The following is a 13,369-nucleotide window of genomic DNA, read 5'->3' on the forward strand; positions in this document are numbered from 1 at the left end:
TCCTAATAAGAAACGAAGTAACTATATCTAAGGAGGCACTACTATGTCTGAATACGTTAAAATCGGAAACATTCAAGTAGCAGATGTACTACACAAATTTATAAATGAAGAAGCCCTTCCAAAAACGGGATTAGATAAAGAGCAATTCTGGGCCAACTTTGATAAATTAATCCATGATCTTACTCCTGAAAACAAATCTCTACTTGAAAAACGTGAGGAAATTCAAGAACAATTGGATAATTGGTATAAGGAAAACAAAGGAAGCTTTGACTTTGATAAATATAAAGCATTTCTTGAAGAAATTGGTTACTTAGAATCTGTTCCTGAGGACTTTGAAGTGACTACCAGCAACGTAGACGAGGCTGTAACAAAACAAGCAGGCCCACAGCTTGTGGTGCCAGTGAATAATGCTCGCTACGCTATTAATGCGGCAAACGCCCGTTGGGGAAGTTTGTATGATGCACTTTACGGAACGGATGCAATCAGTGAAGAGGGCGGCGCTGAAAAAGGCCCAGAATACAACCCTGCACGCGGGGACAAAGTTATTGCATACGCAAAAGAATTCTTGGACAACACCATTCCATTGCAGGAAGGATCCCACAAAGATGCAGAGAAATATGAGATCAATGACAACACTCTATCTGTTACTCTTTCAGGAGGAAACAAAACGGGACTAAAGGATGCAGGAAAACTATTAGGTTACCAGGGAGTATCAGAAGATCCTTCTGCCATCTTATTTACAAATAATGGATTACACTTTGAGATCCAAATCGATCCGTCCCATCCAATCGGAAAAACGGATAACGCCGGGGTGAAGGATGTACTAATGGAGTCAGCTCTGTCAACAATAATGGATTGTGAAGATTCCGTTACAGCCGTGGATGCTGAAGATAAGGTTCTAGTATACAAGAATTGGCTCGGCTTAATGGATGGAAGCCTTTCCGTTTCATTCTCCAAAGGCGGCAAGACAGTAGAAAGAACATTAAACCCTGACCGTACTTATACTGCACTTAACGGCGGAGAAATATCGTTATCAGGACGTTCTCTTATGTTTATCAGAAACGTAGGACATCTTATGACAAACAATGCCATCCTTGATAAAGACGGTGAGGAAGTTCCAGAAGGGATCCTTGACAGCGTTATTACCAGCTTACTTGCTAAGCATGACCTATTAAAGAATGGTCCTTATCAAAACACCACAGAAGGCTCTGTATATATTGTTAAGCCAAAAATGCACGGTTCAAAAGAAGTGTCATTTGCCAACAAGCTCTTTAACAGAGTCGAAGATCTTCTGGACCTGGAAAGAAACACATTGAAAATTGGTGTCATGGATGAGGAGCGCCGCACTACGTTAAATTTAAAAGCATGCATCAATGAAGTAAAAGAAAGAGTAGTCTTTATTAATACTGGATTCCTTGATCGTACAGGGGATGAAATCCATACTTCTATGGAAGCCGGACCGATGATTCGCAAAAGCGAAATGAAAACTTCAGCATGGCTTCAAGGTTACGAAAAATCAAATGTAGCAGTGGGACTTGACGTGGGGTTAAAAGGAAGAGCCCAAATTGGAAAAGGTATGTGGGCAATGCCAGATTTGATGGAAGAAATGTTGAAGCAAAAAGGCGGACAGCTAAAAGCAGGCGCCAATACTGCCTGGGTTCCTTCCCCAACTGCTGCAACACTGCACTCACTTCATTACCATGAGATCGATGTGAGTGAAGTACAAAAAGAGCTTGCAAAGGATACTACTGATTATCGCAACGACATTCTTCAGGTCCCTGTAGCTGAAAACCCTACTTGGTCAGCTGAGGACATCCAAGCGGAGCTTGATAACAACGCTCAAGGTATCTTGGGTTATGTCGTTAGGTGGGTAGAACAAGGAGTTGGCTGCTCTAAAGTACCTGACATTAATAATGTAGAACTAATGGAAGACCGTGCTACACTGAGAATTTCCAGTCAACATATGACTAACTGGCTGTATCATGGAATTTGCTCAGAAGAGCAGGTATTAGAAACACTAAAACGTATGGCGAAAGTTGTGGACGAACAAAATGCTGGAGATCCGGCTTATCGCCCGATGGCACCTAATTATGATGATTCAGTAGCATTCCAAGCGGCTTGTGATCTAGTATTTGAAGGACGTAAGCAGCCAAGCGGGTATACTGAGCCAATTTTGCACCGTAGACGTATTGAAGCAAAGGCCAAACTTGCTCAGCACCTTAGCTAATATATAGCATCTTTCAGTAATGGTGATTTCCTTTTCAGGATCACCATTACTTACTGAATAATTATTGATAGTCGTTGACAGAAAGGATAATGTATATGAAATTCGTTAGATTTAAAAACAATTCAGATATTTTAACCGGAGAATTGACAGCAGATGGGATCAAAGAAATCAAGGGAGATTTGCTTGGAACCTGGGAATACACAGGAAAAACGTTTCAAGAAAGCGAAGTAACTTTAACTGCTCCCCTTGAGCCAAATCAGATTATTGGTATTGGAGCTAACTTTGTAACGAAGACCGAAGAACTTCCAGAAACTTTACCTGAAATTCCAGTCTTCTTCTTCAAACCTACTTCATCTGTGATTGGTCCGGAAGAAGATATTGTTATCCCAGATGCCATCGAAGAAGTAAAGTTCGAATCTGAACTGGCTGTTATCATTGGAAGAGATACGAAGGACGTTTCTGAAGACGAAGTACTGGACTACGTGTTTGGATATACGGTTGGAAATGACGTAACTGCACCTCAATATTTTCACGAAGCAGGCCATTGGACAATTGGCAAATCCTTTGATACTTTCACTCCGTTAGGACCTGTCATAGAAACTGAACTAGATCCACTTTCTATTAGAGTGGAGGCCCGCCTTAATGGAGAAGAAAAACAAAACAGCGGAACAGAACTAATGATTGTCCCTATCAAAAAAATGATTTCGTACTTATCCTCAGTTATGACCTTGAAAAAAGGTGATGTTATCTTAACAGGCAGCCCGGTAGGAGCTGAATTAGTTGGAGAGAACAATGAGATTGAGTGTGAAATAAAAGAAATAGGTGTTTTGAGAAACAACTTTGTAAAAGCAAAGAAAACAGCTCAATCACTGTAAAAATGATATGCTGACCACCTGATAATCAGGTGGTCGGCTATCCTTAGATTAGAGAATAAATCTTTTATGTGTTGTATTTACTGAATAATCTAAATTGTAGAATGGAGCTTAACGTACATTCATTCATTCAGTAAACATAATTATTAAAGCGCTTTCATATTTTGCAACACGAGTACATGCTTTGCCGAAAAGGGGTTATAAACTGTGGTATAGAATTTTGATAAGCATTTGGTACCCCATTAAAATTCTCCACCACAGGTTATATTTATATAAGTTTTAGCATTTTTTTACCTTTTAAAAGGAAAGGGGAGAACGTTGTGGGAACTGGATTATTGGCTTTCTTATCATTATTGCCTATTATTGTGGTTGCTGTATTCCTGGTTGGTCTTCGATGGCCTGCAAGTAAAGCTATGCCTATTTCATATTTTGTTGCAGTTGGTCTTGCATTATTTATTTGGGGGGTTCCAGCTAACAATGTCGCTGCAGCATCTGTACATGGACTTATAACAGCAGGTACGCTATTATACATTATTTTTGGGGCAATTTTGCTCCTCAACACCCTCCAGGAAAGTGGAGGAATCAAAACAATCAGGCAGGGATTTACTGATATATCTCCTGACCGCCGAATACAAGTCATCATCATTGCCTGGCTCTTTGGCTCTTTCATTGAGGGGTCAGCCGGGTTTGGTACACCTGCCGCTGTGGCTGTTCCATTACTAGTGGGACTCGGGTTCCCGGCCATGGCTGCCGTTGTTGCTGGTATGACCATCCAAAGTACTCCAGTATCCTTTGGTGCGGTAGGGACACCAATGCTTGTCGGTGTACAATCCGGGCTGTCTGCTGACGCCAGTATTACTGATAACTTTTTAGCACTAACTCATGTCATTGCAGGACAGACTGCTATTTTACATGCCGTAGGGGGTACGCTGATACCTTTATTTGTTATCGCTATGATGACCAGGTTTTTCGGTAAAAATAAATCCTTTTCTGAAGGAATAAAGGTCTGGAAGTTTGCTTTGTTTGCCGCCTTTGCGATGACCATTCCGTATGTCATTGTGGCAAATGTTCTAGGGCCGGAATTCCCGTCAATGATAGGTGGACTTGTTGGTTTACTCATAGTTATAACAGCTGCTAAAAAAGGTTTCTTAATGCCAAAAGAAGACGAAACATGGGATTTTGATGAGAAGTCCAAGTGGGATCCTGAGTGGATTGGAAGAATTGAGATTAAAGATATTGCCCATAAGAGCGGAAGCATGAGCATGGTTAGAGCCTGGACTCCTTATATTCTTGTAGGGTTGTTCCTGGTTATCTCAAGACAGGAATTTCTTCCTTTTAGAGAGTGGCTTCAAGCATGGGTAGTGGGACCTGAAAACATTTTTGGTTCAGAGATATCCTCTACCTTCCAGCCTTTGTTCTCACCAGGTTCAATTTTCATTCTTGTTACTCTAATTACATTCTTTATTCACGGTATGAGTACAAGCGCTTACAAAAGAGCATGGGCTACTTCTGGAAAAACTACCCTTGCAGCTTCGGTGGCCTTAATCTTTACTGTACCGATGGTTCAAGTATTCTTGAATTCCGGGGGAGGTACTTCCGGCTATGATGGTATGCCGATCGTGCTGGCCAACGCCGTAGCTGCCATAAGCGGCGATTATTGGCCGCTGTTTGCAACCTTTATTGGCGGCCTTGGAGCATTTATTGCAGGCAGTAACACTGTAAGTAACATGATGTTCTCATTGTTCCAGCATGATGTGGGATCACAAATGGGTGTCACTGCTTCCTGGATTGTAGCTTTACAGGCAGTAGGTGGTGCTGCAGGAAACATGATAGCGGTACACAATGTAGTAGCAGCTTCTGCAGTTGTTGGTTTAGTTGGTAAAGAAGGAATGATTATTAGAAAAACAGTCTTTCCATTCTTATACTATGTAACAGTAACTGGGGCTCTTGGATATTCCATTGTTTGGTATGGTGAGAAAGGACTCTTTAATCTTGGAACCTTTATCGTACTAGGAGTTTTCCTTTCTGCATTCTATATTATTTCCTCAAACAGGAAACGTATTGATATCATCCAGAAGAACACGACAGTTGGTTTTAAATAAAAAAAATGAAAAAAGCTTGTCTCCGGTATAAAGGGTGGCAGGCTTTTTTTTTATGAATAAAAGAATGTTTTCATCATCTATTCTTTCTTCGAAAGTAAAAGAGTAAAATAAAGAAAAGGTAAAAGGGAGGCCTGTGTATGGCTCGTTCTGTGTATTATTACGCTGTAATGTTTATTACATTAATGATGATGATAGGAGGTACAGTGGCTGCTTTTATGAATGGAGCTGACCTCGTGGTTCCTCAGGGCTACTATCTTACCTATGAAGAATTCAAGGATGAACAGGCTTATAAACTTGAGGAAGGCACAGCTTCAGAAAAAAGTGAAGAAGCTTTAGCTGCTGATTACGAGCGGCAAGTAAAGGAATTTACCATCATAGAAAAACAGCGAGCCACGAATGATTTAATTAAAAACATTGGCTGGATTCTTATCCCGCTTCCAATTTTTCTCTTTGCTAGTAAGCAAGTTCGAAAAAAACAAAGTAGTGGTACGTCTTCAATTTAATTGCTCCAGGAAGAATTTCTTTTAGCGAAACTAGGAATAGCTAAAAGAAAACAAAGGAGTTGAAGCAGGATGGACCAGCACACATATATAGACCAGCTTGAAAAGCTTTACGTTCTTATGGAAACAAGACACATGCTTAAGGAAAAGATAGAGGTTTCATCTTCTGAATCAGCGCCAGCTGCTGTTTTAGAAGATATAAAAAAAATTGAAGAGGAGATTGCTTTCTATTCAGGAGGGCAATCCATTGAAGAAATTGAAGCTTCATTAAACGCTCCCCTATTTAATCCTTCGTATGTAGAGGAAGAAGAGAGTTAATTCTCTTCTTTCTTTTTCTTTAAGTGAAATAATAACACACTCAGATATAAGAGCGCCCCAATTAAGTCTACGATAACGTGAGGAGTGATCAACAAAAGAGAAGAAATGAATAATACGGCCTTTTCCGGAAGGGATAATTTTTTCTTTATATAGCCAATAACCACAGAAGATAGACCCGCGATCCCCAAGGTTGTAAATAAAATGTTCCATAAAATTTCGAAAAGAGAACCTTGCATTAACAATGATTCATTATATACAAAGGCAAAGGGAATAATAAAGGCAGACAAGCTCAGCTTAAAAGCGGCAAGTCCTGTTTCACCAGTTTTAGAACCTGATATGCCAGCTGCACTGTATGAGGCAAGTGCGATAGGGGGAGTTATCATAGAGAGCACTGCAAAATAAAGGACGAACATATGAGAAGCGAGAGGACCGATACTAAAAGCTTGCAGTGCTGGGGCTAATAAAATCGCGCCCATAATATAAGCAGAGGTGGTTGGCATTCCCATTCCCAGTAAAATACAGCCACCTGCAGTTAAGATTAACGCAATGATCATAATATCTGAAGACAACAATGTAATCAGACTTGTGAATTTCAAGCCAAGGCCAGTAAAGCCGATTACCCCTACAATAATTCCTGCTATTGCACATGGTATCGTGACATGTATTGCTTGTTTAGCTCCTTTATTTATTGCTTCTATGATGGTGTGTCTATTCAGACGATATGGTTTCCGGGCCCATCCGAGTATAATAACTGCCCCAATTGCCCAAATGGCTGCACGATGAAGAGAATACCCAGTAAAAATTAAAGTGACTAAAAAAATAAGTGGCAGCAGTAAGTGAAGACGAATGATGATGTTATCCATACTTTCCTTGACTTGGACAATGGAGTGCTGTTCTTTTGATGCTTTTAGGTGGACAATAATGAGTAAGGAAACATAATAAAGAAAAGCCGGAATCATAGCAGCAACAATTAATTCTACATACGGAATGCCAATCATTTCAGCCATAATGAAAACAGCAGCACCCATTATGGGAGGCATCAACTGCCCGCCTGTAGAAGCAAGGGATTCAATCGCGGCCGAATCTTTTTTTGAGTATCCAGCTTTTTTCATCAGTGGAATTGTAAAAATTCCTGTACTAGCTACGTTAGCAACAGCACTTCCGCTAACGCTTCCCATTAAGCTACTGGAAATGACTGCCGCTTTTGCTGGTCCGCCCTTTGATCTATTAGTCAGGCGAAAGGCAATGTCATTAAAAAGCTGACCTCCTCCAGATACATAAAAAAAAGCTCCAAAGATAACAAAATAAAATACATAATCTGCAGCTACACCAACGGGTATTCCGAAGATCCCGTCTGTTGAATAAAACAGCAAATCTATGAGATGAGGGAAATCTAAGCCCCGGTGTCCTAAAAGGCCGGGAAAAAGTGGTCCTGCCAACGCATAAACGATAAATACCAATGCCAAATATGTGATCATTTTCCCAACGATTCTTCTCGATATTTCAAGCAGTAATAACAGATAGAGAAGTCCAGCAAACAAATCAATCGGGGAGAGTGTATCGACAAATTGAATTCTTAAATCTAGACGTGGCATGTGAAAAAGAAAATAAGCTCCCAACATCAACGGAATGAAAGGTAGTATATTTAAAACCCGCTGAAATAGTTCCCTCCTCTTTACGGATAAAGGGAAAAGGGAATATGCAAGAGACAAAGCAAAAGACAGATGGATAATCCGTTGCTGCATAGCAGGGAGCATGCCATTAATTGCTGTATAGATGTGAAAAGTAACCCATCCTATAGCAATCAAAGTAGATAACAGAAGGTGTTTCTTTTTCATGGCGCTCCCTCACATTTCCTTTCCGTTTTGTTTAGTCCTTAATCCAATTTCTTTCCCGATAATATTTCTCTGCTCCTGGATGAATTTTAATTGTCTGCCCATCTAGCCTTTCTATTGTTTGCTTAGGGTTAAATTCTTCTAATGCCTGATGCCCTTGGCTGAGCCTTTGTTTATTTTCAATTAGACTCTTTGTTATTTCATAGGCCATATCGTCAGAAAGGTTTTCATTTGCGATCAAGGTTGTTGCAAAACCTACTGTTTCAATTTCTTTCGTTTGACCTTTAAATACATTAGCAGGAAATACAGCTTCATCAATTCCTGAAGCTAAAAGCCCTTCTCTAAATTCTTCTTCAATGGAAAGGAAAGTGACTGGTGTCTGCATAGATATTTCTGTAAAAGAAGGGTGGCCGACTGTCATCATTTGTATGAACATATCTGCTCGGCCGTCATTAAATGAGGATGAGACTACATCAAAGGAAGTATTTGTTACCGAACCGCCATACGAACGTAAAAGATCATAATCTAAATCATGGGCAGTGAGAATTTCTCTTGCTAAAAACTCTCCTTGACTACCACGGTTCATGGTGTAAAGGTTAACAGGAATTTCTTTAGCTTTAATATCGCTAATAGACTCAATCCCATGTTTCTCTTTAAATTCATCCCGAATAATAATTCCAATGTAATAATGATCAAGACCATCTAATAATAAAGTCAGGTTTTCATATGGAGTATCATAAGCTACAGAACCCTCAGCAGCCCACTGGTTATTTACACTGAATGTTAATCCTACATCCGCTTCCCCTTCAGCAACCACCTGCACGTTACCAAGACCTCCAGCATAGGGGAGAACATCAATCTGATTTACATCGGTCATTTCTTCACGTAATATTTCAGCCATCGTTGCTCCATACACATACCAACTGCTTCCTTGAGAAAAGGTAGCCAACTTCAGCGTGTCTTTCTCTTCTTTGCTACTAAAAGAAAAACAGCCGCTTAGTATAAGGACAGAAGTTAGCATCAGGGCCGCCCATATCCGAATTGTTTTCATATACTTCTCCTTACGGGTATTCAATTATTTTATATAATACGGTATGAATTCCTTCCGTTTATGGGTGGGTGTTTATCTATCTTTTACATAAAAAAATAGGCAGAACAAATTAGTTCTGCCTAAAGAAGAGCCAGTACACTTTCATTAAGTACCAGGAACAAGGGTTACCGTGTAAAATGATTAGCATATCCTGAGGCGATTATTGCTTCAGGTTTAATCTTGGGTTCCACCCCCATAGACTCCATACGAGAAACCATTTCATTTACAAATTCTCTTGTTTTATTTCTCGGCCCGTCCCCAATATCAATGTGTCCTTCGATACTAAAGGAGGATCCATGATAAATATAGGGCAGTATAATATTAATCAAATTATTTTTACGTTCCTCTGTAAACAAACTCACCACTTCTTCAGTTAATGAGGTCTCATAGGATATTCGTGGATGAAGGATATCCATTCTTCTTGGTACTACTGTTTTTCTGTAGCATGCCCATACGCCTTTTCCCTTTCTTTGAATGGCCACTCCTGTAATAAAGCGAGTCGAACGAGAATGAACCTGTGAATCTGTACCAACCATCAGCCTGTAGTTTCCACGAGGTTCCTTTTGCATAAATCGTTCAATTCGTTGATATACTTGTTCAAATGTCATTGAACGTTCAGATAAGTTTTGAAAGCTCAGATCATATACTTCGAGGTGTCTCATGATTTTTCACCTGCCTATTTTTATTGTTTAGGCTAGCAAGGGCTATTTACATTCCTTCTTACTACGTAGTATTGATTCAAAAGGGTGTATTTAAGTTTAGCAAATCATTCCTATTTTGATTGATTTACTATATCTTATGTGAAAGGTCTAAATACTTGTCACATTTATGAGAAATTGGAGGGAATTAGGTATTCAGGCAAACATTATAAAGGCTAAAAGAACGGACAAAGGATAGAGTAAAAGTAAAAAGGAGCTGTCAAAATGAGAAATAAAGCATATATATTTATTTTACTTGTTCTTCTTTGTAATATCACCTTATCTGGCTGTAATGGAGGGGGAGATACACAAGAAGGTGCACAGGAAGGTCCAGCCATACAAGGAACACAGCATGGTACTCAGCAGCAAAGAGCACAGAACATTGAAAGAGAGTGGTTTGCTGTACCTTTTCCTGGTCTGCCTGAACAAAGAGAAGGGGAAGTAAGGATCCCCGACCCAAACCAAAACTTAGATGAAGAGCTGGACCCGAATCAGCCAGATCCAGATCCTAACGGAAATATTGGACAGGATCCAGAGCCTGACACTGAATTAGGACAAGAGGAACAAAGGCCCGAGGAGCTGCAGCCAAGAGAAGGGGAAGAGGAAAGAGACGCACAGCAGGAGCCCGAGGCAGAAAATATCAGAGAAGAAGTCATCAGATTGACAAATCAAGAAAGGGAGCAAAATGGGTTAAACAGTCTTGAGCAGCATGGTCAGTTAATGGACGCTGCACAAGCAAAATCTGAAGACATGGCTGAGCAGAATTATTTTTCCCATACTTCCCCAACATATGGCACACCTTTTGAAATGATTGAGGATTTTGGAATCAATTATCAAAGTGCTTCAGAAAATATAGCAGCCGGTCAGCAATCAGCAGAACAAGTAGTAAGGAACTGGATGGAAAGTGAAGGTCACAGAAGAAATATTCTTGATGCAAATGTGACTCACATTGGTATCGGCTTTGAGGATGATGGAAATTATTGGACTCAATTATTTATTCAACAATAAAGAAATTGAAATCCTGGTATTCCAGGGTTTCTTTTTTTGCTTGTCTTTCTTATCCATATGATTTACTTTCAGCAGGAAAGGGAAGAGACAATGTAAAAGAAATGGATTGGAAGGAGTAATAAACATGGATGAAGTGTTAAAAGAAGTATATCACTCAATCACTAAAAGAAAGTCACCAGCTTTACCACAATTATCCGTACCAGAAAAAGGAACCAAGGCACAAAAACAGCTTGTTTTTTTATCTGTTACAGATCACAGGGGAAAAGCATACGTAACAAGAGGAACCCACACTTCACTTTCTTCGGCTATTGAAGGAGCAATGCTTTCCTTTTTTAAAAATATGGACTCTCCTCACTTTCAACCTCAGGCAGTCAAACTTGATATTGTGGCATCTGTTCGTCCTATGAAAAAGGAACAGCCATTCATACATATAAAGAAGGATAAGGTAGGGTATAAGCGGGGGCTAGATGGTATTGCTTTTGGAGAGGACTTAGAATTAGCATTTCTGCCAGAAGAAGTAACTGCCTACCAAATGATAAAGGATAAAAAGATTAACCCTGATAATGTTTTGGCGGCCTTTGGAAAACATTTTCTACTTACAAATCAGGAGAAAGTCAAGCTGTTGAAAAGCGATAAAGAAATAAAGGCCTATAAATTTCAAACTCAATCGTTCTATACAGATGGAGATGAAGTAAAAGAACTGTTTCGAGGGCATCCAATGTACAAGAGCGTTACTAGCGAAGAGGTTCAAGAAGCGATTGAATGGACAAATAATTATTACTTTAAAGAAGTGGTTAATCAAAATGGCAGCTTTACTTATTCCTACCTGCCTCAAGAAAACCAGCAAGAAAAACGATATAATATTTTACGGCATGCCGGTACAGTGTACTCCATGTATGAAACATATGAACACACTAAGGATGAACAAGTTTATCAAGAAGCGTTACGTGCCATGGATTATTTATTAGAACAGGTAAGAAACCATAAAATCAACGGAGAAACTGTAAAAGTTGTCGTGGAAAAAAATGCGATGAAGCTAGGGGGCAATGCCCTTGCGATTATAGCCCTGGCTAAATATACAACGTTAACAAAGGATACTCAGTACCTTTCCATTATGCAGGATCTCGCAGCCTGGATAAATGAAATTCAGAATGAAGAGGGTCGCTTTACTATTCATAAACAAAAATACAGATCAGGGGAAGTGTCAGATTTTGTTTCCCACTTTTATCCCGGCGAATCAATATTAGCGTTAGTGCGTCTTTATCAGATAGATAAAAATGAAAAATGGCTTGATGTGGCAGAAAATGCTGCTCACTACCTGATAAACATAAGGGACAAAAATGAAAATGAAGATTCCATTGCCCACGATCACTGGCTGTTGTATGGGTTAAATGAACTTTACCGTGAAAGATCAAAAGAGTTATATAAGGATCATTCGTTTCTTGTAGCAGAAGCAATAATGAAAACCCAGTTTGTAGATCACGCCGATGAGCCGGATTGGCTTGGAGGTTACGCAGTGCCAAGGACTCCGCCTGAATCTACACCTGTCGCTTGCAGAAGTGAGGGACTGTGTGCTGTATACAAATTAGCAAAAGATTATCATCATCATGAATTGGCTGACCGGGTAAAAGAAGCTATCAGGAAGGGGATTGGGTTTCAGCTTCAAATGCAGCTTCGGCCAGAGTCAACCTTGTATTATGAGAACAAAAATCTTTGCTGGGGAGCAATACAGCGCAGCTTAAATCGCTTTGATTTGCGTATTGATTACACGCAGCATAACATTTCCAGTTTTATTGCTTTTTACAACATTTTAACTCGTAAAGACCAGGAAGCGGCTGCATTCAGTGAATAACTGGAAGAGACGGACCTAATGTCTGTCTCTTTTTTACTCGTCGAAAGCAAAGCTTATGGTATGATAATGGATAAACACCTTCGATGATCCTATTGTTGAGGAATGATGTGTATGTATCTGGCATTTCAAACGTTCTTAGAGCCTGGTGACGTTTATATCAGGCTCATGGTTGCCTTTATCTTCGGTGCCATTATTGGATTAGAGCGTTCACTCAAAAGAAAAAATGCTTCGATTAAAACAACCATTGTGCTTTGTGTAACAAGCTGTGTAGTAACAATTGTAAGTATTTATTCTGCCCAGATTTATTCGGAAATGACCACAAGCACCTTAATGGATCCTTTACGTTTGGCCGCTCAGCTTATCTCAGGTATAGGGTTTATTGGGGCAGGCGTCATTCTAGTCCGAAACAATGATGTGGTTTCCGGCATTACCACGGCAGCAATTATGTGGGCCTCTGTAGGTCTTGGGATTGCTATCGGAGCAGGGTTTATTGCAGAGGCATTTATGGCACTTGCCCTTATCATGGTAGGGGTCGAATTTTTACCACACCTTTTTAAAATCCTTGGCCCAGCATCACTGCGGGAAAAAGAATTAAAGTGTAAAATTATAGTCGATAACGAAGACGTGATGACAGATATTTTAAAGGAAATGAAAAATAATTCAATGAAGCCAAGAAAGGTTCGAGTAAGAGATCTTCGAGATTCTGATAACAAACAATTGGATTTACTTTTATTAGTTCATGAAAAAAGGTACACGACAGACGTCTATCACCACCTTAAAAAAATTAAAAACATCATAAGCGTTGATATCGAGTCCCTAAACTAGGGGCTCTTTTTTGTGGTGCCTGGCACCTTGAGTGTCTGTAAC

General features: G+C 39.8%; 11 protein-coding genes. 8 read left to right on the forward strand and 3 right to left on the reverse strand.

All coding sequences use genetic code 11. From position 1 onward, the window contains the following. Nucleotides 1–43: 43 nt before the first annotated feature. The 5 genes from CEF17_RS07570 to CEF17_RS07590 all read left to right on the forward strand — a co-directional run bounded on the left by CEF17_RS07570 (nt 44) and on the right by CEF17_RS07590 (nt 6,019). Nucleotides 44–2,227 (forward strand): malate synthase G, encoded by a 2,184-nt coding sequence (locus CEF17_RS07570; protein WP_100398998.1) that lies wholly within the window; start codon nt 44–46, stop codon nt 2,225–2,227. A gap of 95 nt (nt 2,228–2,322) precedes the next feature. Next, nucleotides 2,323–3,102: a fumarylacetoacetate hydrolase family protein gene (locus tag CEF17_RS07575; RefSeq protein ID WP_100398999.1), complete on the forward strand. Its 780-nt coding sequence runs from the start codon at nt 2,323–2,325 to the stop codon at nt 3,100–3,102. A 317-nt stretch (nt 3,103–3,419) separates the two neighbouring features. Continuing rightward, nucleotides 3,420–5,201 (forward strand): L-lactate permease, encoded by a 1,782-nt coding sequence (locus CEF17_RS07580; RefSeq protein ID WP_100399000.1) that lies wholly within the window; start codon nt 3,420–3,422, stop codon nt 5,199–5,201. A gap of 137 nt (nt 5,202–5,338) precedes the next feature. Further along, on the forward strand, nt 5,339–5,704 hold the full coding sequence (locus tag CEF17_RS07585) for a hypothetical protein (RefSeq protein ID WP_100399001.1): 366 nt from the start codon (nt 5,339–5,341) through the stop codon (nt 5,702–5,704). Between the two features lie 69 nt (nt 5,705–5,773). Further along, nucleotides 5,774–6,019 (forward strand): hypothetical protein, encoded by a 246-nt coding sequence (locus CEF17_RS07590; RefSeq protein ID WP_100399002.1) that lies wholly within the window; start codon nt 5,774–5,776, stop codon nt 6,017–6,019. Here the strand turns inward: CEF17_RS07590 and CEF17_RS07595 are convergent. The 3 genes from CEF17_RS07595 to CEF17_RS07605 form a co-directional block, all read right to left on the reverse strand. Continuing rightward, nucleotides 6,016–7,857, reverse strand: coding sequence for a TRAP transporter permease (locus CEF17_RS07595; RefSeq protein WP_100399003.1), 1,842 nt, complete (start codon nt 7,855–7,857; stop codon nt 6,016–6,018). The genes CEF17_RS07590 and CEF17_RS07595 overlap by 4 nt on opposite strands. A gap of 31 nt (nt 7,858–7,888) precedes the next feature. Beyond that, entirely contained in the window at nt 7,889–8,905 is a 1,017-nt protein-coding gene (locus CEF17_RS07600; RefSeq protein WP_100399004.1) for a TAXI family TRAP transporter solute-binding subunit, read from the reverse strand. 164 nt (nt 8,906–9,069) lie between these two features. Beyond that, nucleotides 9,070–9,606 carry a ribonuclease H-like YkuK family protein gene (locus CEF17_RS07605; protein ID WP_100399005.1) on the reverse strand — a complete coding sequence of 179 codons (537 nt, stop codon included), beginning with the start codon at nt 9,604–9,606 and terminating at the stop codon, nt 9,070–9,072. 261 nt (nt 9,607–9,867) lie between these two features. Between CEF17_RS07605 and CEF17_RS07610 the strand changes: the two genes are divergently transcribed. The 3 genes from CEF17_RS07610 to CEF17_RS07620 all read left to right on the forward strand — a co-directional run bounded on the left by CEF17_RS07610 (nt 9,868) and on the right by CEF17_RS07620 (nt 13,327). Further along, entirely contained in the window at nt 9,868–10,650 is a 783-nt protein-coding gene (locus CEF17_RS07610; RefSeq protein WP_100399006.1) for a CAP domain-containing protein, read from the forward strand. Between the two features lie 124 nt (nt 10,651–10,774). Further along, nucleotides 10,775–12,502 carry a glycoside hydrolase family protein gene (locus CEF17_RS07615; RefSeq protein ID WP_100399007.1) on the forward strand — a complete coding sequence of 576 codons (1,728 nt, stop codon included), beginning with the start codon at nt 10,775–10,777 and terminating at the stop codon, nt 12,500–12,502. A gap of 111 nt (nt 12,503–12,613) precedes the next feature. Then, a complete protein-coding gene (locus CEF17_RS07620; RefSeq protein WP_232725451.1) occupies nt 12,614–13,327 on the forward strand; it encodes an MgtC/SapB family protein in 714 nt (237 codons plus the stop codon). Nucleotides 13,328–13,369 lie beyond the last annotated feature (42 nt).

It is taken from the genome of Bacillus sp. FJAT-44742, assembly GCF_002797315.1.
Classification (GTDB): Bacteria; Bacillota; Bacilli; order Bacillales; family Marinococcaceae; genus Thalassorhabdus; species Thalassorhabdus alkalitolerans.

Bases quoted from the DNA above. Each gene is read 5' to 3' on its own strand.
- CEF17_RS07590 (WP_100399002.1), top strand. From the start codon at position 5,774: ATGGACCAGCACACATATATAGACCAGCTTGAAAAGCTTTACGTTCTT.
- CEF17_RS07585 (WP_100399001.1), top strand. From the start codon at position 5,339: ATGGCTCGTTCTGTGTATTATTACGCTGTAATGTTTATTACATTAATG.
- CEF17_RS07610 (WP_100399006.1), top strand. From the start codon at position 9,868: ATGAGAAATAAAGCATATATATTTATTTTACTTGTTCTTCTTTGTAAT.
- CEF17_RS07575 (WP_100398999.1), top strand. From the start codon at position 2,323: ATGAAATTCGTTAGATTTAAAAACAATTCAGATATTTTAACCGGAGAA.
- CEF17_RS07605 (WP_100399005.1), bottom strand. From the start codon at position 9,606: ATGAGACACCTCGAAGTATATGATCTGAGCTTTCAAAACTTATCTGAA.
- CEF17_RS07620 (WP_232725451.1), top strand. From the start codon at position 12,614: ATGTATCTGGCATTTCAAACGTTCTTAGAGCCTGGTGACGTTTATATC.
- CEF17_RS07600 (WP_100399004.1), bottom strand. From the start codon at position 8,905: ATGAAAACAATTCGGATATGGGCGGCCCTGATGCTAACTTCTGTCCTT.
- CEF17_RS07615 (WP_100399007.1), top strand. From the start codon at position 10,775: ATGGATGAAGTGTTAAAAGAAGTATATCACTCAATCACTAAAAGAAAG.
- CEF17_RS07595 (WP_100399003.1), bottom strand. From the start codon at position 7,857: ATGAAAAAGAAACACCTTCTGTTATCTACTTTGATTGCTATAGGATGG.
- CEF17_RS07570 (WP_100398998.1), top strand. From the start codon at position 44: ATGTCTGAATACGTTAAAATCGGAAACATTCAAGTAGCAGATGTACTA.